Here is a 22453-nt window from a genome sequence, read left to right as displayed (position 1 = left end):
TGGCCGTTGCACCGCCGGTTTCAGCCAGCGTCATGGTGATTGCAGCCGTAAGAGTCGTCTTGCCGTGGTCAACGTGGCCAATCGTGCCGATGTTGACGTGCGGCTTGTTACGCTCAAATTTTTCCTTCGCCATCGCGTCGCTCTCTGTCCAATACGCGTTTCAATCGATAAAGGCTCGAGGCGGGACGCTTTCCGGCGTTCGTGGACCGAAGCGACGAATTGCTTCCCGTATATTCTTTCAGGATTTTCCGGGCGAAAGGACCTTCCGTTCCGGACACTCCGATCAGCACCCATGATGGAGCGGGTGAAGGGAATCGAACCCTCGTCATCAGCTTGGAAGGCTGCTGCTCTACCATTGAGCTACACCCGCGCACCGGACAAAGAAAGACGATGGTGGAGGAGGTTGGATTCGAACCAACGTAGGCTTAGCCAACGGATTTACAGTCCGTCCCCTTTAGCCACTCGGGCACTCCTCCATCACGTCCTACTTCACGCCGAAGCGGTCAGGATGGCTTACCGAAGAGCCCGTCCGAAGGGGACGAGCAATCCCGTGGCGCGTGTTATGCAGATGACGGCCTTGGGTGTCAACGCTGTTTTGGCGATGAAAATCAGAAAATCGCAATCTTTTTGCTGCGCCGCCCTCGGGCATCAGTCGTCAGCCCCTCGGGAACGCAGGGAATTGCTGGCACGAGGCCCGATGCTGGTCCGTTCGACAAGGCTTTCAAAGCCTCCAAACCGGGCTTGTGGATGATTTCCTCCTGCTTCCACACTCCGATTTCCGCAACAATAGCAATGTGCGCCGATAGGTTTCAGCGGCATGATCAAATCAACCTCGCAGGGCTTGCTTACATATGTATGTCACAGCGCAATTCTTGCCTCGGCATGTGCGCGCCCCAGAATGCGCCTTGCCGAGCGCCGGGATTTGACGGTATCTGGGCCTATGACAGACAAACCCAATCACCACCGCCCCTTCAAGCCGGGCGCTTCGAGACGCAAGCCGGACCAACGCCCGCGGCGTCCCGGTCTTCCCCCCGAGGGGCCGGTCCATCTTTATGGGCTTCATACGGTCGAAGCCGCATTCCGCAACAAGGCGCGTAAACGCATCAAGCTCTATGCCACGGAAAACGCGCAGCGCCGCCTGGCGGAGCGAGACGTGCCGATTGATGTGCCCATTGAAACCGTGATGCCTAAGGTGCTCGATCGCATGGTCACCAAGGATGCGGTCCACCAGGGCATGATTCTCGAAGCCGATCCCCTGCCCGCCTACGGGGTCAAGGAACTGAAAGGCGCCAAGCTGGTGCTGGCACTCGACCAGGTCACCGACCCTCACAACGTTGGCGCCATCTTGCGTTCGGCCGTCGCGCTTGCAGCCGATGCTGTCGTCACGACGGAGCGTCATGCACCAGAGGAAGGTCCGGTCCTGGCAAAGTCCGCCTCCGGAGCACTCGACATGATCCGTCATGTGCGCGTCAGGAACATGGCCCGTTTCGTCACGGAGATGGGTGAGCAGGGCTTCCAGTGTATTGCGCTGGACAGTGACGGCCCCGCCACGCTCGAGGACACCGTCTTCACCGACAAGACCGTTCTGGTGCTCGGTTCTGAAGGCAAGGGCGTCCGTCAGGGCGTGCGCGAGGCCTGCAGCACCCTCGCACGGCTCGACATGCCAGGCGAAATCAGATCGCTCAACGTGTCGAACGCTGCAGTGCTCTCACTCTATCTTGCGCGCTCCAAGATGGGCCTTTGAAGCCCCGAACCTGCGAAGTTGGATGATCAGGGGATCCGCGCGAAGGTCAAAAGATTTCCGTGCGGATCATGAATATAGAACTCCTTCATGTCCCAGGGGCGAACCTCATAATCGCTTAGCCCCGGTACTTTTCGTTCCGAAAACTCTGCATAGAGCGCATCGATCCCGCCGCCACGCAGGTAGCAGCTCGAGTTTTCGCAAAACACTCGCTGGTCTGTCTTCCAGAAATGCAACTCAATCTGCACGCGGCGTAGAATGAGCCGCGTCGCGCTCGAGTAGACGACACCAAATCCAAGCTCGTCACCATAGAACGCTTGGGTTTCGTCAAAATCGAGGGACGGCAACACAGGCAGGACTTCGATCGCCATATCACTCGTCGGCATGTTCTGCTCCCAATGGATAAAGAGAAAACGGATCGCGCAAAGTTCGCGCGCACGGCCGGCTGACTTTTAATTCCCAACCTTGGTCAGGTCACAAAACGGACTCAAAGCCTTCGAAATTTGGTGCGCCCGCGTAGAGGCCCTTGTTTTGCCCTGCATTCTTGTGTGCGTTGCGAAACTGCTCGGATTTCGTCCAGGCAACAAAGTCCGCCTTGCTGTCCCAAATCGTGTGGGATGCGTAAAGAACGGTTGCTCCGTCTTCAGCCTCGGGGCCCTTCAGGAGGTCGAACGTCCTGAAGCCAGACATCTCGCTTAGCTGCGAATCCCGATTTCGCCAGACGGCTTCGAAATCGCTTTCCTTGCCCTTGTTTACACGGAAACGATTCATGGCCACAAACATGACAACCTCTTTCTAATCAATATTGGCTTCCGACGCTTTGGCGGCTTCGAGCTACTAAGGCCTCGCGCGCCCTGATTTAATATGAATATAATTCTCATATTAAAATAGATTTTGCCAAATATGATTGCGTGAAAATGGAGAACCCTTGGACAACCAACCAAATTGGGAAGAAATTCAATTCGGGACTGGCAATTCAGATTCAATCTGCTAGAAGCCTTCCCGGCGCCGGTATAGCTCAGCTGGTAGAGCACGTGATTTGTAATCTCGGGGTCGCGGGTTCGAATCCTGCTGCCGGCACCATTTTTCCCATTCCTATCGTTTCGCTTGCCTGACGGCGTCCGAAAGCCTCTTCACGAAGGTTTAAGGACCCTGTCTCAGGCTGCTCCTGCGTTGCAGACTGCCATAGGGCCGCATCACGGTGACTTGGAACCGGCAGGAGTCTGTCCACTCCCTGACGGCAGAGCAGATCGTTTGCACGCTGAAGGCCAACGTGGGTGTGATCATGCATTTCCCGGAACTGCCGCGAGCCTCTCGCCATAAAGCCAGGACATCGTCGCCGTTCGATCGGCCGCATATTATGACGCGCCTGATCCGGGCCCAAGCCGCCTTCGTCATTGCGACCCTGTCAATTACACCTTCACTTGCGGCTCCAACCCGTAAGACGGAAACGCGAGAGCCCAAAAGACTCCAGGTCATCGATTCGCGGGATTCGCCCTGGCAATCGATCGGCCGGGTCAATGTTGCCGGCTATCGACGGACGTTCATGTGCACCGGAACGCTGATAGCGCCGAAGATCGTGCTGACCGCCGCACACTGTCTGTTCAACGGCATTTCGGGTGCAGCGTTCAATCCAAAGGATGTGATCTTCCTCGCAGGCGTGCGGCGTGACCAGTATTCAGCGCGCCTGACAGCAGATTGCTTCAAGATCCACGAGGCCTATTCGCCTGGCAAATCTCCTGAGCTCAAGAACCTCTATTCGGATGTCGCCCTGATCATCCTGAAGGAGCCGGCAGAGCTGCCACCCGTGCCTCAAATGGAAGCTTCCCTTCTGGAGCCTGCACCTAGGGACGCCGTGCTTGCCACGGCCGGATATCATCGTGACCGCCGCTTCCTGCCGACATTCGACCCGAAATGCAGTATAATCGGCGACGTCTCCGGCAGCTGGATTACCAATTGCGCCTCCAAGCAGGGAGCGTCCGGCGGCCCCGTTTTCATCCGCAACGAAGAAAAACTTCACGTTGCAGCCGTCATGTCGGCAACAGCCGGCAACAACACATCGGTTGTGGTCCCGCGTGCGCAGTGGCAGGCCCTCCTCCAAAATCCCGTTTGCCCGCCCGCAGTTGACCCATTGCTGGACGCGATCCAGACAGGCGAGAGTGACCAGAGCGGCGGCACGACCGTGTTTCCCGAAACCGGCCTGGTGCTGCGCCCGGCAATATTGCCCGAAGCTCAAGACTGAATATCCATACCTCTTGGGTCTTACGACAAATTTCAGCCTTGGCCTGAGAGGGCCCGATGCTGTTAATTAGCTTTGAGCCCATAGAACCCAACCAACCCGGGCCAAGCCACGTCAGGGAGACAAATGGACCAGCCTGAAGCCGTCGCGATGACAGGCATTCGAACGGATAAGCTCGCATTCCTCGCCAGCGATACGGAAGAGGCACACGAAGCCCTGGAGCGCTTGACCGAAATTTACGGCAGTGTCCCGCCGAAGCAGGCGGATGTGATCGTTGCCCTTGGCGGCGACGGTCTGATGCTTCAGACGCTGCATGCCTACATGGGCACGAGGAAGCCGATCTACGGCATGAACCGCGGCTCGGTGGGCTTCCTGATGAACGAGTATCGCGAAGAAGGGCTGCGGGAGCGCTTGCAGGAAGCGGATGTGACCACAATCCACCCGCTTTGCATGGAAGTCATCGATCAGACTGGCTACAGCCATGTTGCCCGGGCCATCAACGAAGTCTCGCTGCTCCGGCAGACGTCCCAGGCCGCCCGCTTGAGGATTTCCGTCGATGGCCGGGTACGCCTCGAAGAGTTGATCTGCGACGGTTGCCTTGTCGCAACGCCTGCAGGCAGCACCGCGTACAACCTTTCGGCCCATGGCCCGATCCTGCCCATCTCCGCATCGCTGCTGGCGCTTACGCCAATCAGCGCATTCCGTCCACGCCGTTGGCGTGGTGCCTTGCTTCCCAGCCACGCAAAGGTTGACATCGAGGTTCTGGATCCTCTCAAGAGACCTGTCAGCGCATCTGCGGATCACACGGAAATCCGACACGTCGCCAAGGTCTCGATCCACGAGGAACGAAGCGTCAAGGGACTCATCATGTTCGACTCCGACCACAGTTGGGACGAACGCATCCTCACTGAAATGTTCCGCTATTGAGATTTCTGTCGTTACCAAAGTCTCAACGGAAACCCGCTGTTAAGCCGGCAACGGCATATTTGGTTACGGTGAACTCGCCGAAGGGGAAATGGGATGACTGCCGAATTGCTCGAGGATGACGACTATGAGGTACTCAAGCCGCCGTCAGACCTGCGCAAGAAAGTCCGGGTCATGAGTCCGCGGGAGGCTGCAAAGTTCGATCCGGTAAAGGCGGCCGAACAAGCCCTCGAGCGGCTCTCGCACAACTTCGGCACCTGGATGGCGAACGAGAGCAAGACGCTTTTCGGTGCCTGGGACGAGGTTCAGACCAACGGCTTGTCGGCAGAGCGTATCGATCGGCTCTATCAGTGCGCGCATAACATCAAGGGCCAGGCGCAAACGCTTGGATATCCGCTTGTCGGATCGGTCGCCGCAAGTTTCTGCCACCTGATTGAGAGTGTCCCGTCTCCGGAGGCCTTGCCGCTGCCGCTCGTCGAACAATATGTGGAAGCCATCCGGGCAATGGTCGCCGAAGGTGCGAAGGATGACAAGAACACAACCGGCGCAGCCCTTCTCGACAAGCTGACTGAAGTCACCGAAGACTATCTCAACCACATTCGCAAGTAAGAGACGCTCCCGCCATAAGGCACGAGGCGATTTACCAGGTTCAAGGGAATCCTGAGTCTTATGCTGCGCTGAGTACCTTCTGGGCCGTCTGCCTCAGGTAGTCGCGCGCCTCAAGCCTTGCCACCTCCACTGAGAAGCGCCTCAGAAAGCCCAGGATGTCGCCGTCGCTGCCGAGTGCCTCGTCCTGAAGCTCGGCCAACAGGCGTTCTGTCAGCCCACGCGCCATATGGAGCGGGAGATCCTGCCCAAGATCAGCCCCGCCTTCCCGGGCGATATCGATCGCAAGCTGGAACGCCTGGTGCGTACGCATTGGCAGACCTGCTTTTCTGAGCACAGCGCGCAACGCTGCCGGCCGCGCTGCGAAGAGCGCATCGGACACTCGGCCCTCGGGCATCCCGGACAAGATCGCGAGAGCGATTGCAAAGAACCTGAAGCGTCCGCAACAAACGGCACGCAAAAGAAGGCGCGTGTTCAACAGGCCCCGTGCCCTGAGCGAATGGCCAAGCAATTCGAGCTGCGCATCCGAAACACCCTGCATCAACCGCAAGGCAAAGCGGTCCGAAACATCCGACAAGACCTCTTCGCTCGGCTCATCTTCATCGCTGCGAAGGGCTCGAGCGTGAGCAAGAAGCAGAACATGTCGAATATCCAGTGGCAGGTCGCGGCACTTCAGCAGCCGCTCACGGACCAAAGGTTCCGAGGAGAAGCGCTCTGCCAGCCTGACCAGGGTGCTTGGCACCAGACGGGCGGACGTGTTGTCAAGCAGAGCCGCACAGGTGACGCTGTCGGATACTTCGGCAATTGCGGCAGCCACAGAGGGCGACAGGGAGCGGCGTTGTGCGATCGCCTGGTGAACTTCCACGTCCGGATGTGCGAGCCCGTCAATGAGTTCGACGTCCGAGAGCAAGGGCGACTGCGACAGAACCACCGACGCGATGTCTCCGTGTTCCTGTGCCAGGGACAGGATGATGTGACGGGGAGCGTCAGTGCTGCGCGCCAGATTCTGGGCAAGGGTCATGCGCACATCTTCGCTGGGGTCTTCCAGCAGCAAGGTCAGCGCGGCAGAGGCACCGCACCGGGTTTCCTCATCCAGGTCGGAAAAAAGCCAGGCGCGGGCAAGAGCACCAGCGGCCTCCGCACGCGGTCCCTCAGGCGCAGTCTCAACCCAGTTCAGAAAATCATGAATGATCATAGCGACGCACAACTGCCTCAAGTCTTTGACGACACTATCGCCGCCAAAGCCTTAACGTTCGGTTCACCATAAATCTGACGAGGGCGCCAATTGGCAATCAGACCGGCGGCAGCAGGTCTTTCTGTTCCTTCTCCTCACGATAGGAAAGGAACTTCGTGAGGTCCAAAGGCCCCTCCCCGGTCAGGGATGCGAGCTGCTGGGCAGCCACCTTTGAATCGCCGGTGTTCAGGGCCGAGAAAAGCTTGGCATGTTCCACCGCTGCGAAAGCCGAGGTGAAGCGGGAACCAAAAGGCTTCTCGTCGGCCTTGTTCGTCGTCCGGAACAATGCTTCGAATGGGTCAGCCGTTGCGGTCGCCTGGAACGCGTTCAGGACACGCCGGGACGGCACATCATTGTCGGTTGGGGTCACAGCCGGTTCATCTTGCGGCTTGCCGGTCGGCAAGGCTGCAACATTCACAAGTTCGCTCGGTTTCGCACTTGGAACCGTCGCACTGGCGATCATCGTGACATTATTGTGCTTGCTTGTGATGACGTCGTAAACCTCGGCCGTACTACGCGCCGTGCCATTCCGATTGTAAAAAATCGCCTTGTTTGCTCTCGCCTGGGCCGGAAACAGTTTGTCGGCGCGAAGATCGCCACTGTCCTCGGCAGCTCGGATAAGGCGGTTTGCGCCATTGGCTCCCAGGAAATGCGCCATGTAAAGCTCGCCCTCGGAAGGGTCACGGCCCAGTTTGCTCTTCAGATGGTTTGCGTTCTTCTGCGTCAGTGCACCGGCCATGAGGGAAGAGATTTCCGGATCTTTCCGAAGGTTGAGAATCTCCTGGCGCATTGCCGGATCCGCGACTTTGTACTTGCCACTACGCGTCCGGTGAATCTGATCAGAATATTTTTGCAACCCATGCTGTGGACCAGCTTCTTTCATGGTCTCGAGCCACGTCGACTCGATGAACTGAAACAGCCCGGTCGCACTGGATGTGCGCGCCTTGGCCGCTGGGTTGAGTGAGGATTCGCGCTGCGCCGTCTTCACGAGATACTCGAAAGATGTTCCCGTAGAGGTGCTAGCTGATTGAAATGCCTGCTCGATCCGAGACGCGATCGAGGCGGTGTCAGCTACTCGCATGGACCCTTCTCCCCGATGAAACCGTTACCGTTTCATTAACTTTCGCGCCGCAAAGGTTAACAAAACCTTAACGCGGTGGACGAGCTGGAGATCGTTGAGGAAGGGGTACTCGAATCGAGCGCTCAGACCCTGCCATTTATGACAGGGGTTGTCGAGGTAGCCAGACGGCAGAAATTCCGCCCGAGGCAGGCATCAAAAAAGGTGCCGCGCAGCCGCGACACCTCACTTTCAACTTTGGAACCCGAGACCTCAGACGTTCGGCCGGTCCATCTGAAAGACTTCATCCACGACCGAATAGTCCTTGTAGCCAAGGCGCGCCAGCGGACGGATCTTTGTGATGTCCAGCTTGCCGTCGACAAGCATCTGGTCATTGATGTGAACTGCAACGACCTGACCAAAGACGACCCAGGACTCGGTGTCCTTTCCGTCAAGGTCCTTCATGCGAACCGTCTGCAGGTGCTTGCACTCGAGCGCAGTATAGGCCGCTGCGACCCGCGGTGCCTTGACCAGCTTCGACGGGGCCATCTCAAGACCAGCACGCTCAAACTCAGACACGCCATGCGGCAATGGCGCAGATGAGATGTTCATCTGGTCCTTGAGGTCATAGCTCGCCATGTTGCAGACGAACTCGCCGGTCTCCGCCACATTGGCAGCACTGTCCTTGAAGCCGTTGGACGAGAACATGACGATCGGGGGCGTGTCCCCAATGCCGTTGAAGAAGCTGTAAGGAGCAAGATTCGGCTTGCCGTCCTTGTCCAGCGTTGAGATCCAGCCGATCGGACGCGGTGCCACAATGGCCTTGAACGGATTGAACGGCAGGCCATGATCGTTCTTGGACGTTTCATAAAACATGAGGTGTCAGCTCTCGGACCAGTCAGTGCAGATGTCGGCCAGATTCGGGCGGGGCCGCTCGAACGGTGCCTGGGAAGGCGTGCCGATATGGATGAAGCCGGCGAAACGCTCGGCATCGCGGCACCCTAGATATCGGGCAGCGGCCTCATGAAAGCAATACCACTCGCTCAGCCATTGGGACGCGTAGCCGGACGCACTGGCTGCATTCACAAGGCTCATGCAAGCCGCACCGGCTGAAAGCTCCTGTTCCCATACCGGGATTTTTGGGTGCACGGCAGCAGTGCTGACGACGCCGACGACGAGAGGCGCACGGGTGAACCGCGTGAGTTCCTGTTCCTTTCGTGCATCATCGAGAGCCCCATTGTCAGCCTCTGCAAACTCGAGAAGTTTCCGCCCGATGCTCTCCCCTTGTTCCTTCCGGTAGACAATGAAGCGCCAGGGCGCGAGCTTGCCGTGGTCAGGCACACGGGCGGCAGCTGTCAGGATATCCTGCAGCTCCTCTGCAGACGGAGCCGGCTCCGTCATGGTGACGCATGGATGCGAACGCCTGGTCAGAAGGAACTCCAGCACTTCGGGCCGGCGGGGAGCAAAGGTCGACATGGATCGCTGTACCTGCAGATTGCGGTTTGTGTTGACCCACTGACGTAATTCATTGACCGCAGTTGTCAACTTTAGAGAAAATGTCTTGAATTGTCCCAATTTGCGGCTCAGAAGACAGGCGTGAGCTTTTGGCTGGAACGTGCTAGATTCCGAGCGCTAAAGGCCGTCCAAAGTGGAATAGCAAGAGAAGGTCGCAAGTCAGCGTGAGAACTTTCGCACACAAGATTGCTCTACTGGCCACTTGTCTGACGTTTCTGCTGGCATTTGTCTCGGCGGCTAGCGCCGAGACTGCGCCGATGCCTCCGGCCCCAAAACCCGATCCGAATGCGCAGGTGACGGAGCCTGCCAAGGCGATCGAGAACCTTCTGGACCGCGCTCCCGAACCACTTTTCTCCGACACTCTCGTTCCCTACGCCCCTTCCGTCAATTCGACAGGCGGATCCGGCGCCGGTATTGAACAGGGCGCGCTTTACCTGATGGCAAAGCTGACACGCGATACGCCGCCACTCGACAATGGCCTGATCTGGCGTATTTACAGCGAGACGACAAACGACGAGGGGCGGCTTGAACTTGTGGCAACCGCAGAGGGCGGGGACGCAGAGTTCCGCCTGGACCCGGGCGCCTATCTCATTCACACGTCCTACGGTTATGCCAGCGCGACAAACCGCATTGTCATGGGGCGTGACATCAAGTCGAAGATGGTCATCCTGAACGCCGGAGGCATCAAGCTTTCAGCTGCCCTGTCGGACGAGGAAGCGATCAGCACCGGCCCCGTTCATTTCGACATCTACGGTTCGGAATTCAATGAACGCGGCGAGCGCAATCTCGTTGCCGGGAGCGTTTCATCCGACAAGATCATTCGGCTGAACGCGGATACCTACCATGTCGTCAGCCGCTACGGAAACGTCAACGCGGTCATCCGCGCCGACATCCAGGTCATTCCGGGCAAGTTGACCGAGGCAACCGTTTATCACAAGGCTGCCGACATCACCTTGAAGCTGGTCAATTCCCCCGGAGGCGAAGCGATCGCCAACACCCGTTGGTCCGTACTCAGCCCCGGTGGCGACGTTGTCGTCGAGGCAAACGGCGCGTTCCCGGATTTCGTTCTCGCAGCAGGCGATTATGAGGTCATTGCGCGCAACAACGGCGAGACCTTCCGTTCCGATTTTTCCGTCGTGTCCGGTGAGGATCGCGAAGTGGAAGTCGTGACCAGCAGCGCCGAACGCATGCCGATCTCCAACTAGACCAAACGGCAGCGGAGACCATCGAATCCTATCTGAAATCCCGCAGGCTCATGACCTGACCTTGCAGGAAGTCCATGATCTCCTTCTGATCACGAAACCCGGCGAGCGTCTCGAACGGAATTGGTGCGCCGGCCCGGGCCGTGATGGCGGTTCCCAGGATGCGCCGGAATTCACGCACCAGGAGGGCCAGGCGCAGCGTCAGCGAATAGCGCGACACCAGATGAAACAACCAGGAATTCTGGCCGTCGAAATAGAGCGGCAGGACGGTTGCGCGCGCTGACCGGATCATCTTCGCGGTGAAGGTCTTCCAAGGCAGCTCTTCGGCCCGTCCGAACGGCTTCGAAGCCGTCGCAACGCCGCCGCCGGGAAACACGATGATCGTTGTGCCCTCGCTCAACAGTCGCAGGGCTTCCTTGCGCGTCTCCATATTCGTCTTCAGCGCCTGCTTGGTTTCCTCAAAGTCGACAGGCAAAGAAAACGGCCTGACCTCTGGAACCTTCAGGAGCTCATTATTGATCAGGATGCGAAACGGACGACCCAATTGCTCCGCGAGAGCGAGGATCGCGAGCCCGTCACCGATTCCATAAGGATGATTGGCGATGAGAACCAGCGGTCCTTCGGGCAGGTTCGCTGGCGGCCATTCCCCTTCCGCAACCGCAACGTTCAAATTGATCAGCTTGAGCAGATCGCTCCAGATGTTATGCGAAACGCCCACGCTGGTATTTTTCCAGATCTCGTAGAGATCAAGCAGGCGCCTGCGTCCGGATATCCCTTCGATTGAACGGATGACCCACCGCTTGAAGAACGGATGTTCCGGATTTGCGTAACTGAATTCGGCGTAGTCCAAGGCGAGCCCGTTTTGTCCATCTGCGGATCGAAATGATCGCAAGCCATATCCGCAACCATGTTGCGATTTGATGACGGCGCAAAGCCTCAAAAAGAAAAGCCGCGGGTTTGGCCGCGGCTTTCCTCAGTTTATCATGAAGATCCTATTTCAGGTCCTGCTTGAGATCGGGCGCAATGGCCTCGTTCCGGAAGGCGGCAATCGCATCATCGAGGCTCATGGCCGTCTGGTCCTTGGAACCAAGCCGGCGGATGTTGACCGTCCGCTCCTCGGCCTCGCGCATGCCACAGACGACGATGACCGGCACCTTGGCCAGCGAGTGCTCGCGAACCTTGTAGTTGATCTTCTCGTTCCGGAAGTCGGTCTCGACCGACAGACCTGCCTTCTTCAGCTCCGCAGCAACCTCGCGGCCATAGTCGTCGGCCTCGGACGTGATCGTCGCAACCACGATCTGAAGCGGCGACAGCCACAGTGGGAAGTGACCGGCGAAGTTCTCGATCAGGATGCCGAGGAACCGCTCCATGGAGCCGCAGATCGCGCGGTGGATCATCACCGGAGTCTTTTTCTCGCCATTGCTGTCGACATAGAACGCGCCGAAGCGCTCCGGCAGGTTGAAGTCCACCTGGGTGGTGCCGCACTGCCACTCACGGCCGATGGCATCCTTCAGGGTGTATTCGAACTTCGGACCGTAGAACGCCCCCTCACCCGGAAGGATGTCGGTCTTGATCCGGCCGCCCGACTGGTCCTCGATGGTCTTCAGAACCTTGGTCATCACCTCTTCGGCGTGATCCCAAAGTTCGTCGGAGCCGACACGCTTCTCGGGACGGGTGGAGAGCTTCACGACCACTTCATCGAAGCCGAAGTCCTTGTAGACCGACAAGATCAGGTCGTTGATCTTCAGGCACTCTGCCGCCATCTGTTCTTCGGTGCAGAAGATGTGGGCATCGTCCTGGGTAAAGCCGCGCACGCGCATCAGGCCATGCATGGCGCCCGACGGCTCGTAGCGGTGCACGATGCCGAATTCGGACAGGCGCAGGGGCAGGTCGCGGTAGGACTTCAGGCCATGCTTGAAGATCTGAACGTGACCGGGACAGTTCATCGGCTTCAGAGCAAAGACGCGGGTGTCCTCGGCTTCCGTGTCGGCGCACTGCACGGAGAACATGTTCTCCTTGTACCAGCCCCAGTGTCCGGAGGTTTCCCAAAGCGAGGTGTCGAGCACCTGCGGCGCGTTCACCTCGTCATAGTCATCCTTCAGGCGGCGGCGCATGTAGGACACGAGGCTCTGGAACAGGCTCCAGCCCTTGGCGTGCCAGAAGACCACGCCCGGACCTTCCTCCTGGAAGTGGAACAGGTCCATTTCGCGGCCCAGCTTGCGGTGATCGCGCTTCTCGGCTTCCTCCAGCATGTGGAGATAGCCCTTCAGTTCCTTCTCCGAAGACCAGGCGGTGCCATAGATGCGCGTCAGCATTTCGTTGTTGCTGTCGCCGCGCCAGTAGGCACCGGCCACCTTCATCAGCTTGAAGTCGTTACCGACCTGGCGGGTATTGGCCATGTGCGGACCACGGCACAGGTCAAGCCACTCGCCCTGCTTGTAGATCTTGAGTTCCTGATCGGCCGGGATCGCGTCGACGAGCTCGACCTTGTAGTCCTCACCCTTGGCCTTGAAAAAGGCCTTGGCTTCATCGCGCGTCCAGATTTCCTTGGTGAAATCGGCACCGCGGGCGATCACTTCACGCATTTTCTTCTCGATGACCGGCAGGTCTTCCGGCGTGAACGGCCAGTCCTGCTTGGTGTCGGGATGCACGCGCTTGAAGTCGTAGTAGAAACCGTTCTCGATCACCGGGCCGATGGTCACCTGGGTGCCCGGCCACAGTTCCTGAACGGCCTCGGCCATCACGTGGGCGGCATCGTGGCGGATCAGTTCCAGCGCACGCGGGTCGTCACGGGTCACGATCTCGATCTTCGCATTGGCGGTGATCGGATCGGAGAGGTCTTTCAGGTCCCCGTCGAGCGCAACGGCCACGGCCTTCTTGGCCAGTGACTTGGAAATGCCTGCGGCAACGTCGGCACCGGTGGTACCAGCGTCATACTCGCGCACGGAATTGTCGGGGAAGGTCAGCTGAATCATATCGCGTCTCCGGCTCACTCCTGCAAACAAGGCAGGTAAGCATTTGTGTTGTGAAGTGGACCTCACATAAGTGATTTGGAACGGCGGGGCAACCGGTGCGAGCTCCCTTGCCCAAACCTCTCCGTCGTCATCCCGCACGAAGCAGGGCTAGAAACACGCTCTGCTTTGTCATCCCAACGAGGGCTGGGATCCAGTATTCGGCGCATCAGCCGAATTCCACAAACGGGGACAGCGGTGACTGGAGCCCGGTTCCGCCGCTTGCGCCAAACCGGGAAGACAACGGCGAGGGTACGGAAAGATCGAGACCCAGCTCTCACACCCTCATCTTGAGGAGCTTGGCAAAGTCCAAGCGTCTCGAAAGATGGGCCGCTTGCTCTGACGTATGCCGCCCATGCTTCGAGACGCCGCTGGCACGGCTCCTCAGCATGAGGTCATAAAGGTACACCCTCACCTGTTCTCCAGCCGCCGGACATACCAGCGGATCAACTGATCCCAGACCGCATCCTTTTCCGCCGAGTCCTCGCAGCCATGGTCGAGATTGGGGTTGTCGTTGATCTCGATGACGACAACACGGTCGCCGATCATCTTCAGATCGACGCCATAGAACCCGTCTCCGATGAGCCGCGCGGCGCGGACCGCATTTTCGACGACTGCCGGCGGCGTTTCGGCAAGCGACACCGTCCGGAAGCTTCCCTCGACCGACTTCTTGCCGTCCTCGTGACGGACGATCTGCCAGTGTTTCTTGGCCATGAGGTACTGGACCGAGAACAGCGGCTCCCCGTCCAGAACGCCAATGCGCCAGTCGAACTCCGTCGGGCAATACTCCTGTGCCAGGATGATGTCGCTGTCCTCGAGCATCTCCTTGACCTTGGCACGGATGGCCTCGTCGCCGGTGACCTTGAACACGCCGCGGCTGAAGGAACCATCCGGAATTTTCAGGACGACCGGCGACCCGAGCTTTTCTTCAAGTCCTTCGGCCTCCTTCAGCGAGGACAGGATCACCGTCTTCGGCATCGGAATGCCGTTCGCTTCGAGCAGCTCCGTCAGATAGACCTTGTTGGTGCAGCGGATCATCGAGACCGGGTCGTCAATGACCGGCATCCCTTCCTGCACGGCCCTACGGGCAAAGCGATAGGTGTGGTTGTCGATATTCGTCGTCTCGCGGATAAACAGCCCGTCGAATTGGGCCAGCCGGTCGAGATCGCCCTTGCCGATCGGAACCAGCTCGACGCCGTGCCGGGCCGCCACCTTGGACATGTATTTGAGAGACGAAATGCTCGACGGCGGCAGCTCTTCCTTCGGGTCGGACAGGACGGCCAGCGCATATTTCATCGTCGCGCGCTGCTTGGGCGCCCGCCATGGACGGTCGGTGTATTTCTCGAGCGAGCCAATCATGAATGCCCGCTCATGGTCGGTCAGATCTGATATCGGCAGCGACCGGATCCTGCGGATCTTGCTCCAGCTGCCCTGCTCCACCGACACTTCAAGGATCGGCGTTCTGTACCAGTCGAACAGAAGCCGGGAGAAAGGCTCCAGCGCCTTGTCCTGAACCTGTCCGAGACACACCAGGATGCGGGAAACCTCTTGTCCGCCGTCGGTCATCTTTCGCAGGCACTGGTTGAGGCGATCCTCAAGCTCCGGCAGGGAATGCCGGTACATGGTCTTGCTCGACAGGTCGATCATGGTCTCCACGTTCGGGAGAACACGGTGCTGGCGCGCTTCGGCAAGCAGCGAGGCATAATAGCCGCTGCCCTGGTAGCCATAGGACCGTGAGAAATTGAGAATATGGGGATTGATGCCGGTGAAGAGCTTCGGCCGGACAAGATACTCTCGCACGGTCATCACCTTGTGCGGCGTGTCCGCGTTCGAGAAGTCTTTCAGACTGTCAACAAGTATGACCCAGGCTGCCATGGGTGTTCATGCCTTTCTCAAGATCACCTGGGCACGCACTCCGGTGCGCCCCCATTTCGCCATCCGGTCGAACTCGGCGTCCGGAATCGGAAGGTTCGCCGCATCGGCGGCACTTTCATGTCGTTCGTGCTCCAGCCACGGATCGTGCACGATCAGATGACGGTCATCGCTGTCATGGACAAGCAGCCAGTGCGGCTCCTTCTTCCCGAACATCCGGTAACCGGAAATCAGGACCAGGACAGCTGCCCCGTTCCGGACGCAGCTGGCAAGCTCGCGCGCCGACAGGGGTTCTGCCCCCGTCGTCACGCCCAGCGCCCGAGCTTCTTCCCGGTAGCCCTCCTGAACCAGCTCCATCACACGGCGTTTTTCCTCGTCGCGTACCGACGAAAGGAAAAGAAGATCATCCGGCATGAGCCGGACTTCCGCGGAAAGCCCCCGGCGCGCGGCCGCATTTGCAAGGCCGAACGGGCCACAGCCGCCATGACCAGAGGCAAGATAGATGGTGGTGGCTTCCCTCCAGAGGGTCAGCTCGTCAAGTGTCGTCGGCGAGAAGCTCTCGCTGAACCGTCCGAGAGCCATCAACAGGCATGCCGGGCCACAGGTGAACTCGGTCGTTTGCGCATAATAGGGAGCTCGGCCCGAGCCCACCATGGGGCCATGGAGCAGCTTTTCCATCCGCCAGGCAGCACAGCCATCTTCGTAGTAGTCTTCCACCGATCCGAAGGTTCGATAGCCGGACTTTTCATAGATGCCGATCGCCCGCGCGTTGTCCTGGCGAACTTCAAGCCGGAGCACAAAGCGGTCTTCCTCGAAGGCAACGGCTTCGCAGGCTTCCATCAGACGCGCGGCGATGCCGGTTCCACGCCGAAGGGGATCAACCGCAAGGGAGTAGAGCCGTGCCAATGCCGTGCCCTTGCGCAAGAGCAGAAGCGCATATCCGACCAGTGTGCCGCCTTGCTCAGTGACGATCACGCACGCGCTTGAACTGGCGAGAAAGCGGCGCATGCTTCTCCTGGAGATCCGGTCACTGTCAAACGAACGGTTTTCCAGATCGACCAGATTATCTAGGTCGGTAGCCAAAGCACGACGAACGCATGTTGCAGCGTCCAGTTCAGTCAGGGAAGTCACAGGCGACAAACTTCAAACTGCCTTCCCGCCGGCGCGGGACAAGAGACGATTATCGAATCGCAGGTAGCAGCGAAACGGCCCCTTGCAAGGTGGGAAAATTATATTCCCCTGGCCGGTTCTTGTCTTGCGGAAAATATCCGGCAAACCCGTGGTCTGCGCGCGACGGAACAGTGCGGCTTTCAGCGCCTAGACGGTCTCTCGCGCTCGCGCCTTTCCGGCCTCCCGAAGCTCATGGTCACGCTTGGCCTTGGCCACGGCTTCCTGACCGCCCCTTGTTTCCGTCAGCATCGAAAGATCCCTGTCGTTGTCCTGATCTACAGGGGTCAGCGCCAGATCCATGAAGGACGCACGGTCGGGTGAGCGCTTGATTGCCCTGTAGCGCAGGTAGAAGCGCGCAACCGTCGAAACGACGCCCCAATGCTTCGCGACGATTTCGGCGAGGTAACGGGGATAGAACACAAACGGGCTCTCGATCGGAAGTCCTGAGCGGCGGTCCTTGCGGGTCTTGATCCTGAAGTATCCGCCTTCCAACGGGTGCACGCCCTCATAGCGGACCATCAGGTAGAACCACATCATCAGGAACAGCTTGTTGCCCGGCCGGCCGCGCGGGCTCGCCGCAGCTCGCCTCAGAACTGTCGTGACATGCTCCTCGCTGTAATAGCTGTCCCAGGCCTCACGATAGGCTTCCTCCCACTCGGTATCGGACATTTTCGGATGATGCGTCACCCTGTGGTTCAGATCATATTTGTTCAGATCCGGATCCATCCAGACACCCTTCTCCAGGAGCACCTTGTGATCTTCCGATCCCGGCAAGGGCGTCAGGTAGAAGAATTCCAGGAGATCGAGCGGAAGCTCCTTCTTGATGATCTCGACATCGCGCAGCACGGATTCCTTGGTGTCGCCAGGGAAGCCGATGATGTATCCGGCATAGGTCGTGGCACCATGGTCCCGCCAGGCAAGCAGCATCTCGCGGTACTCGGTGATCTTGTTCTGCCGCTTCTTCGCGGCCATCAGGTTGTCCGGATTGATATTCTCCAAGCCGATGAAGACACGGTTCACACCCGCGCGCGTCGCCTTCTCGATAAAATTCTTGATCCGGTGACAGAGCGTATCGACCTGGATGATGAACTTGATGTCGAACCCTTCTTCCTCCCGCAGGATGATCAGACGGTCGAAGAAGTCTTCCCACTGGCGGTTGCGGGCGAAGTTGTCATCCGTGATGAAAAAGCGATCGATCCCTTGGGCGTAGTTGTCCCGGATGATCTGCTCGAGGTCGTTCGGAGAGCGGAACCGGCTCTTGCGGCCCTGAACGTTGATAATCGTGCAGAAGGAACACTGAAACGGACAGCCGCGCCCGAGATCGAAGCTGGAATGAGAGCCGGCTGTGAACTGAATGTGCTTGGACGGCAGGATCGGCGTTGGCTCGCCCTCAAGCGACGGCAGAGCCGACATGAAATTGTAGATCGGCTTCAATTGCCCGGCGTAGGTATCGCGAAACACATCATCGATCCGCAACTCTTCCGCTTCGCCGGCAAAGAAGGAAATGCCGAGTGCCTGTGCCGAAACCATCTCGGGCGGCATTTCCTTCAGCATGGACATGCAGCCGGAAACGTGAAAGCCGCCGATCGCGACGGGCAGCCCGGCATCGATAAACTTGCGAGCCAGGTCGACCGCGCGCGGAAACTGGTTCGATTGCACCCCGACAAGGCCGATCAGCGCCTTGCCTCCGGATTTCCTGATCATGCTGATGATCTTGTCCGGCTTCACCCGCGTGTTGGTTTCATCGAATGTGTGAAGATGGATCGCAACGTCTGTCCCGAGCACCGCACGACCGCGGGCGGCTTCGGCCAGCCCATTGAGGCAGGCAAGGGTATTGGAAGGAATGGCAGACCGCAGCCATTGAATCGGATAGCCATCGTCATCGTAATGAGTCGGCTTGATCATTACGAAGTGAAAATCTTCCACGCCCATAAAGCTCTCCCCACAGAGTTGGAAAGCCCCTCCATCCGGGAGTTTGGCAGCAGCCTGTCGTTAGGTCAATCTGACAAGGGAAACACAACCGTCAGTCGAGACGTGTCGCCTCGTCCATATGGCTTCCGCTCCAGTAGCCGTAGCGCCAGGGCAAGTACCAGCGCGCAGCTTCGGGCAGGCGTTCCGGCACGGGATCGTAGCCTGATGCGCCCCACGGATTGCACCTGAGGATGCGGGCGAGACCTATCCACCCACCCGCCCAAAGACCATAGCGAGTAAGCGCCTGCGCGGTGTAGTCCGAGCAGGTCGGAGCATATCGGCATCCGCGCCCCATCACGAGCGAAAGGGAGTGACGATAGATCCAGATGAACGCCAGGCCTACACGAGCTGGTATCGTGACCTGGTCCATCTTCCTCTCTGAATTGCGGTGATCAGTGCACACTGAAAAAACTGCCCAGGCGCCCCTCAGGCACAGGCCCCGTTTGCCGCCGGACCGTCTACAAGAGACCCCTTCTCGATCTGGTCGAGAGCATCCACGACGGCGTCGAACGTCAAAAGAGTGGAGGCGTGCCGGGCCCTGTACTCCCGAACGGGTTCGAGAAACTTCAAATCCTCGAAGCGTCCCTCAGGCGGAGCGCCATTCTCCTTGAGCATGGCATGCATGACCTTTCGGACCTCGCGCAGCTCGTCGGGTGTCGCACCCACGATATGGCTGGCCATGATTGATGAAGCTGCCTGGCCGAGCGCACAGGCTTTGACGTCATGAGCAAAGTCGCTCACGACCCCGTCGCGCAAGATCAGGTCCACGATAACCGTCGAACCGCACAGTTTGGAGTGCGCCTTGGCGCTCGCCTGCGGGTTCTCCAAGCGCCCGAGAAGCGGGATGTTTCCCGCAAATTCCAGGATCTTGGCGTTATAGATATCGTCCAGCATACTCGCCTCTTCGTGATCCCGCACGCATTGCAGGGCGTCTACGTTTGCTTATATAGATCAGTCGTTGGACGATTTCTGCAAGGGGATTGAACGACGCAGGCTCAATATCCCTCGCACGTTGACCCGGCGAAGGGAAAGGATTATCTCCGCCGGACCCAGGCAGATCGAGGCGCGGCGAGACTGCTACGGTAGGGCGGCGCATTTACAAATGCGCCATGATCCGTCTGATAAGGTCATCCGTATCTAGCCTAGATCATGGGCGCTGCGCGATTTCCGGCAGGATGGTCATGACGGTAAGGCAATACGAGGTCGCGAGAGTTACCATGGACGCTGTGCTAAAATCTGCTGTCAAGAAGCTGGAACGCAAGCCGCAAAGCGAGCTCGTCCGCCCCAGCCGCGAAGAGGCCGAAGCAGCCGTCCGGACCCTGTTGGCATGGACCGGTGACGACCCCGAACGAGAGGGCCTTCTTGATACGCCCAAGCGTGTGGTGAAAGCCTACGAACAGCTTTTCGGCGGTTACTTCCAGGACCCGAAGGAACACCTGGAACGCACGTTTGAAGACGTTGGCGGATACCAGGATATTGTCATGGTGCGCGGGATCCCTTTCCACTCCCACTGTGAACACCACATGTTGCCGTTTGTCGGCACCGCTCATATCGCCTATTACCCGGCGGAGGGTGTCGTGGGCCTTTCGAAGCTCGCTCGCGTCGTCGACATTTTCTCCAAGCGCCTGCAGACACAGGAAAACTTGACGGCACAGGTCGCATCGGCCATTGACGACGAGCTTGCCCCGCGCGGGCTAGCAGTGATGATGGAAGCGGAACACCAGTGCATGACCATGCGCGGCGTGCAAAAGCCGGGCGTTTCGACCATTACCACTCAGTTCACGGGAATTTTCCAGGACGACCCGGCCGAGCAGGCCAAGTTCATGTCCATGGTTCGCGGCTAGGCCGAAGCGCCTTGCCGACAAAGGCAAGGTGCCGAGGAATGACAAGCTCGATCTTCCCCCCGCAGGGTAACAAATCCGAAGTCGAGACCGGACAGGTCTTTCAGCCGAAATTCGACAAGGACGGCCTAATTGCCGTCGTGGTCACAGATCACGGCACCGGCGAGGTCCTGATGGTCGGCTATATGAATGATGAAGCTCTCAAGCGCACCATCGAGACCGGCGAGGCTTGGTACTGGAGCAGATCCCGCCAGGAATACTGGAAGAAGGGCGCGACATCCGGTCAGGTTCAGAAGGTAGTAGAGATCCGCACGGATTGTGACCAGGACGCCATCGTCCTCAAGGTCAACGTCGAGGGCAATGGAGCCACCTGCCACGTCGGATACAACTCGTGCTTCTTCCGCCGGGTCGTCAAGAGTGATGCAGGAGAGATTATCCTTGCTCGCCCTGATGAAGATCGCGTCTACGACCCGAAAGAGATTTACGGCGAAAAATGACGCCAACTATGCGGCGGCGGGATTGATCCTGCCACCGCATGGGTCTCCAGGTCAGGCCGTAGTGATATAGCTGCGCATGTGTTCAGCTTCCTGCTCGACCTGCGCAATCCGGAACTTCACCACGTCGCCAATCGAAATCACGCCGACGGCCTTTTCGTCCGTAACGACAGGAACATGACGGAACCGTCCCTGGCTCATCTTGTTCATGATCTCGTTGATTGTAGCATCCTCTGAACAGGTCACGACCGAACGGGTCATGACGTCTCCAACGGGGAAATTCAGCGCCTTCGATCCCTGACGGGCTACCGCCTTGACGATGTCGCGTTCGGAAATGATCCCTTCGATGTGTCCGGAGCCATCGGTGATCAGGATCGCGCCGATCCCTTTTTCCGCGAGCACCTCACAAATTCGGGAGAGAGGGGTCGAAGCCTTTTCGGAAATGATGTCCCGGCCCTTCCCACTCAAGATTGCGGCAACTGTCATGTGCGAGCTCCTCCCATCGCATGACCGGACCGGGGCCTCTCCCCGGCCTGGCCCTCCATCATGGCAAAGATTCACGCGCTGGCAAATACATCCTTGCCGCTACATTAACGTTCCCCCCGGCGGGCCACCGGATCGAGTAGCGGAAACAGCAAGAGGCCCATTATAAAGCCTCCGATATGCGCCTCCCAGGCGATTGAGGCACCGCCTCCGGTCAACGGCGTGCTGGCAAGGCCAAAGACGATGTTGAGCCCGAACCAGACCGCCATGAAGCCCATGACCTGGCGGTTTGAAAGAGCGTCCCGCAGGCCTACGGCGGGCACCTTGTAGGCTCCGAGATCCTGGCGCCTGAATGCCCCCAAAGGCCCGCCCAGTTCGAATACGAACCGGAGCGCTGCGGCCATGTGACCCGAAATCGCGGCCGAAGCTCCGACCATCGGCACCGTCTCGCCAAAATGAAACAGAAGATGGGTGGCCGCGCCTGCGGCCGCACATACTGCCGATAGGACGAGAAACCGTACGGCACCAAATCGCCGTGCAACCGCACTGCCGAAAATCGCCATCCAGAGAAGGTTGAAGACGATATGAGTGGTGCCGCCGTGCAGCAGCCCATAGGTCACAAATGACCAGAGATCGGCGGCAATCCCGCCCGGTGCAGCGCCAGTGCCAAGGTATTCGGGACTGTATCTGATCGGCCAGAACGCGAAATTCAGCAGGACGTATGCATTCCAGGCATCAGTCAGCACGAACGAGCGCGACAGATGAATAACAATCATCGAACCTGCAAGCCAGACGATAACGCGAGGCAGATTGAAGGCTGGCTGGCTGACGGGATGCTGGGGGCCGGGGAAATGCTGGTTCATCGAAGCTCCTGATCGGGTCTTGGCACAGATGTATGCCGGCGAAAAGCTCCGGCAACCCCACGAAGACACTCCGGGACAGTGTCACGTCCCGTTTCTGGACAAGAACGGCATCGCACCTGCCCGAAACAGATGTGCCTGCCGCCTCCAAGAGACCGCAGGCACATCGGGTCGCGTCCCCCACGCTCCCCTTGGATAATTTGCCAAGGCCTGAGGCTCAACCGGGAAAACAC

At 58.8% G+C, this 22453-nt stretch carries 23 protein-coding genes and 3 tRNA genes; 8 read left to right on the top strand and 18 right to left on the bottom strand.

All coding sequences use genetic code 11. The features are described 5' to 3' along the window. From ACN0SY_RS19195 to ACN0SY_RS19185, 3 genes are all read right to left on the bottom strand, one after another. The coding region (locus ACN0SY_RS19195) for a GTP-binding protein (RefSeq protein WP_417690068.1) at positions 1 to 133 on the bottom strand (133 nt) is incomplete at its 3' end. 163 nt (positions 134 to 296) lie between these two features. Further along, positions 297 to 370: transfer RNA gene (locus ACN0SY_RS19190), tRNA-Gly, on the bottom strand. Positions 371 to 391: 21 nt separating this feature from the next. After that, positions 392 to 476: transfer RNA gene (locus ACN0SY_RS19185), tRNA-Tyr, on the bottom strand. 464 nt (positions 477 to 940) lie between these two features. Between ACN0SY_RS19185 and ACN0SY_RS19180 the strand changes: the two genes are divergently transcribed. After that, on the top strand, positions 941 to 1744 hold the full coding sequence (locus ACN0SY_RS19180; protein ID WP_417690052.1) for a TrmH family RNA methyltransferase: 804 nt from the start codon (positions 941 to 943) through the stop codon (positions 1742 to 1744). Positions 1745 to 1770: 26 nt separating this feature from the next. On the opposite strand, the gene ACN0SY_RS19175 is transcribed toward ACN0SY_RS19180, so the two are convergent. Beyond that, positions 1771 to 2127 carry a bleomycin resistance protein gene (locus ACN0SY_RS19175; protein ID WP_417690050.1) on the bottom strand — a complete coding sequence of 119 codons (357 nt, stop codon included), beginning with the start codon at positions 2125 to 2127 and terminating at the stop codon, positions 1771 to 1773. Between the two features lie 88 nt (positions 2128 to 2215). Beyond that, positions 2216 to 2524 (bottom strand): antibiotic biosynthesis monooxygenase family protein, encoded by a 309-nt coding sequence (locus ACN0SY_RS19170; protein ID WP_417690048.1) that lies wholly within the window; start codon positions 2522 to 2524, stop codon positions 2216 to 2218. 224 nt (positions 2525 to 2748) lie between these two features. On the opposite strand from ACN0SY_RS19170, the gene ACN0SY_RS19165 reads away from it, so the two are divergent. The 4 genes from ACN0SY_RS19165 (at position 2749) to ACN0SY_RS19150 (ending at position 5513) form a co-directional block, all read left to right on the top strand. Further along, a tRNA-Thr gene (locus ACN0SY_RS19165) sits at positions 2749 to 2824 on the top strand. A 277-nt stretch (positions 2825 to 3101) separates the two neighbouring features. Beyond that, on the top strand, positions 3102 to 3983 hold the full coding sequence (locus ACN0SY_RS19160; RefSeq protein ID WP_417690046.1) for a trypsin-like serine peptidase: 882 nt from the start codon (positions 3102 to 3104) through the stop codon (positions 3981 to 3983). Positions 3984 to 4106: 123 nt separating this feature from the next. Further along, positions 4107 to 4907: an NAD kinase gene (locus ACN0SY_RS19155; protein ID WP_417690044.1), complete on the top strand. Its 801-nt coding sequence runs from the start codon at positions 4107 to 4109 to the stop codon at positions 4905 to 4907. A 93-nt stretch (positions 4908 to 5000) separates the two neighbouring features. Next, entirely contained in the window at positions 5001 to 5513 is a 513-nt protein-coding gene (locus ACN0SY_RS19150; protein ID WP_417690042.1) for an Hpt domain-containing protein, read from the top strand. Between the two features lie 58 nt (positions 5514 to 5571). Here ACN0SY_RS19150 and ACN0SY_RS19145 read toward each other — a convergent pair whose 3' ends face one another. The 4 genes from ACN0SY_RS19145 to ACN0SY_RS19130 all read right to left on the bottom strand — a co-directional run bounded on the left by ACN0SY_RS19145 (position 5572) and on the right by ACN0SY_RS19130 (position 9277). Further along, positions 5572 to 6705, bottom strand: coding sequence for a DUF2336 domain-containing protein (locus tag ACN0SY_RS19145; protein WP_417690040.1), 1134 nt, complete (start codon positions 6703 to 6705; stop codon positions 5572 to 5574). Between the two features lie 97 nt (positions 6706 to 6802). Continuing rightward, on the bottom strand, positions 6803 to 7825 hold the full coding sequence (locus ACN0SY_RS19140; RefSeq protein ID WP_417690038.1) for a transglycosylase SLT domain-containing protein: 1023 nt from the start codon (positions 7823 to 7825) through the stop codon (positions 6803 to 6805). Positions 7826 to 8074: 249 nt separating this feature from the next. Continuing rightward, positions 8075 to 8677: a flavin reductase family protein gene (locus tag ACN0SY_RS19135; protein WP_417690036.1), complete on the bottom strand. Its 603-nt coding sequence runs from the start codon at positions 8675 to 8677 to the stop codon at positions 8075 to 8077. 6 nt (positions 8678 to 8683) lie between these two features. Further along, on the bottom strand, positions 8684 to 9277 hold the full coding sequence (locus ACN0SY_RS19130) for a nitroreductase (protein ID WP_417690034.1): 594 nt from the start codon (positions 9275 to 9277) through the stop codon (positions 8684 to 8686). A gap of 203 nt (positions 9278 to 9480) precedes the next feature. Here ACN0SY_RS19130 and ACN0SY_RS19125 point away from each other — a divergent pair, with 203 nt between their 5' ends. Further along, entirely contained in the window at positions 9481 to 10521 is a 1041-nt protein-coding gene (locus tag ACN0SY_RS19125; protein ID WP_417690032.1) for a hypothetical protein, read from the top strand. A gap of 28 nt (positions 10522 to 10549) precedes the next feature. Here the strand turns inward: ACN0SY_RS19125 and ACN0SY_RS19120 are convergent, their stop codons facing one another. The 7 genes from ACN0SY_RS19120 to ACN0SY_RS19090 form a co-directional block, all read right to left on the bottom strand. After that, positions 10550 to 11368, bottom strand: coding sequence for a lysophospholipid acyltransferase family protein (locus tag ACN0SY_RS19120; protein WP_417690030.1), 819 nt, complete (start codon positions 11366 to 11368; stop codon positions 10550 to 10552). A gap of 142 nt (positions 11369 to 11510) precedes the next feature. After that, positions 11511 to 13493, bottom strand: a complete 1983-nt coding sequence (thrS, locus tag ACN0SY_RS19115; RefSeq protein WP_417690028.1) for a threonine--tRNA ligase — start codon at positions 13491 to 13493, stop codon at positions 11511 to 11513. A 447-nt stretch (positions 13494 to 13940) separates the two neighbouring features. Then, the gene (locus tag ACN0SY_RS19110) at positions 13941 to 15404 is read right to left on the bottom strand and encodes a RimK family protein (protein ID WP_417690026.1); all 1464 of its coding nucleotides are present in this window, start codon (positions 15402 to 15404) and stop codon (positions 13941 to 13943) included. Positions 15405 to 15410: 6 nt separating this feature from the next. Beyond that, positions 15411 to 16532, bottom strand: a complete 1122-nt coding sequence (locus tag ACN0SY_RS19105; RefSeq protein WP_417690024.1) for a GNAT family N-acetyltransferase/peptidase C39 family protein — start codon at positions 16530 to 16532, stop codon at positions 15411 to 15413. 186 nt (positions 16533 to 16718) lie between these two features. Then, complete coding sequence (locus ACN0SY_RS19100) at positions 16719 to 18503, bottom strand: B12-binding domain-containing radical SAM protein (RefSeq protein WP_417690022.1); 1785 nt, start codon at positions 18501 to 18503, stop codon at positions 16719 to 16721. Between the two features lie 91 nt (positions 18504 to 18594). Next, positions 18595 to 18912: a membrane protein insertion efficiency factor YidD gene (gene yidD / locus ACN0SY_RS19095; RefSeq protein ID WP_417690020.1), complete on the bottom strand. Its 318-nt coding sequence runs from the start codon at positions 18910 to 18912 to the stop codon at positions 18595 to 18597. A 56-nt stretch (positions 18913 to 18968) separates the two neighbouring features. Continuing rightward, positions 18969 to 19436 (bottom strand): iron-sulfur cluster assembly scaffold protein, encoded by a 468-nt coding sequence (locus ACN0SY_RS19090; protein WP_417690018.1) that lies wholly within the window; start codon positions 19434 to 19436, stop codon positions 18969 to 18971. A gap of 323 nt (positions 19437 to 19759) precedes the next feature. Between ACN0SY_RS19090 and folE the strand changes: the two genes are divergently transcribed. Both folE and hisI read left to right on the top strand, forming a co-directional pair. Continuing rightward, positions 19760 to 20386 carry a GTP cyclohydrolase I FolE gene (gene folE / locus ACN0SY_RS19085; protein WP_417690016.1) on the top strand — a complete coding sequence of 209 codons (627 nt, stop codon included), beginning with the start codon at positions 19760 to 19762 and terminating at the stop codon, positions 20384 to 20386. Positions 20387 to 20424: 38 nt separating this feature from the next. Continuing rightward, on the top strand, positions 20425 to 20880 hold the full coding sequence (gene hisI, locus ACN0SY_RS19080) for a phosphoribosyl-AMP cyclohydrolase (protein ID WP_417690015.1): 456 nt from the start codon (positions 20425 to 20427) through the stop codon (positions 20878 to 20880). A gap of 51 nt (positions 20881 to 20931) precedes the next feature. Here hisI and ACN0SY_RS19075 read toward each other — a convergent pair whose 3' ends face one another. Further along, on the bottom strand, positions 20932 to 21363 hold the full coding sequence (locus ACN0SY_RS19075; RefSeq protein WP_417690013.1) for a CBS domain-containing protein: 432 nt from the start codon (positions 21361 to 21363) through the stop codon (positions 20932 to 20934). 104 nt (positions 21364 to 21467) lie between these two features. After that, complete coding sequence (locus ACN0SY_RS19070; protein ID WP_417690011.1) at positions 21468 to 22223, bottom strand: rhomboid family intramembrane serine protease; 756 nt, start codon at positions 22221 to 22223, stop codon at positions 21468 to 21470. Positions 22224 to 22453: the final 230 nt, after the last annotated feature.

Origin of the sequence: Roseibium sp. (genome assembly GCF_048261595.1) — a bacterium.
GTDB lineage: Bacteria > Pseudomonadota > Alphaproteobacteria > Rhizobiales > Stappiaceae > Roseibium.
Note: the sequence above shows the minus strand (reverse complement) of the source record. Positions and strands in the feature narration are given on the sequence as shown.

Bases quoted from the DNA above. Each gene is read 5' to 3' on its own strand.
- ACN0SY_RS19160 (WP_417690046.1), top strand. From the start codon at position 3,102: ATGACGCGCCTGATCCGGGCCCAAGCCGCCTTCGTCATTGCGACCCTG.
- folE (WP_417690016.1), top strand. From the start codon at position 19,760: ATGGACGCTGTGCTAAAATCTGCTGTCAAGAAGCTGGAACGCAAGCCG.
- ACN0SY_RS19090 (WP_417690018.1), bottom strand. From the start codon at position 19,436: ATGCTGGACGATATCTATAACGCCAAGATCCTGGAATTTGCGGGAAAC.
- ACN0SY_RS19145 (WP_417690040.1), bottom strand. From the start codon at position 6,705: ATGATCATTCATGATTTTCTGAACTGGGTTGAGACTGCGCCTGAGGGA.
- ACN0SY_RS19075 (WP_417690013.1), bottom strand. From the start codon at position 21,363: ATGACAGTTGCCGCAATCTTGAGTGGGAAGGGCCGGGACATCATTTCC.
- ACN0SY_RS19150 (WP_417690042.1), top strand. From the start codon at position 5,001: ATGACTGCCGAATTGCTCGAGGATGACGACTATGAGGTACTCAAGCCG.
- ACN0SY_RS19100 (WP_417690022.1), bottom strand. From the start codon at position 18,503: ATGGGCGTGGAAGATTTTCACTTCGTAATGATCAAGCCGACTCATTAC.
- ACN0SY_RS19175 (WP_417690050.1), bottom strand. From the start codon at position 2,127: ATGCCGACGAGTGATATGGCGATCGAAGTCCTGCCTGTGTTGCCGTCC.
- ACN0SY_RS19155 (WP_417690044.1), top strand. From the start codon at position 4,107: ATGGACCAGCCTGAAGCCGTCGCGATGACAGGCATTCGAACGGATAAG.
- ACN0SY_RS19140 (WP_417690038.1), bottom strand. From the start codon at position 7,825: ATGCGAGTAGCTGACACCGCCTCGATCGCGTCTCGGATCGAGCAGGCA.
- ACN0SY_RS19135 (WP_417690036.1), bottom strand. From the start codon at position 8,677: ATGTTTTATGAAACGTCCAAGAACGATCATGGCCTGCCGTTCAATCCG.
- ACN0SY_RS19170 (WP_417690048.1), bottom strand. From the start codon at position 2,524: ATGTTTGTGGCCATGAATCGTTTCCGTGTAAACAAGGGCAAGGAAAGC.
- ACN0SY_RS19130 (WP_417690034.1), bottom strand. From the start codon at position 9,277: ATGTCGACCTTTGCTCCCCGCCGGCCCGAAGTGCTGGAGTTCCTTCTG.
- hisI (WP_417690015.1), top strand. From the start codon at position 20,425: ATGACAAGCTCGATCTTCCCCCCGCAGGGTAACAAATCCGAAGTCGAG.
- ACN0SY_RS19110 (WP_417690026.1), bottom strand. From the start codon at position 15,404: ATGGCAGCCTGGGTCATACTTGTTGACAGTCTGAAAGACTTCTCGAAC.
- ACN0SY_RS19070 (WP_417690011.1), bottom strand. From the start codon at position 22,223: ATGAACCAGCATTTCCCCGGCCCCCAGCATCCCGTCAGCCAGCCAGCC.
- yidD (WP_417690020.1), bottom strand. From the start codon at position 18,912: ATGGACCAGGTCACGATACCAGCTCGTGTAGGCCTGGCGTTCATCTGG.
- thrS (WP_417690028.1), bottom strand. From the start codon at position 13,493: ATGATTCAGCTGACCTTCCCCGACAATTCCGTGCGCGAGTATGACGCT.
- ACN0SY_RS19180 (WP_417690052.1), top strand. From the start codon at position 941: ATGACAGACAAACCCAATCACCACCGCCCCTTCAAGCCGGGCGCTTCG.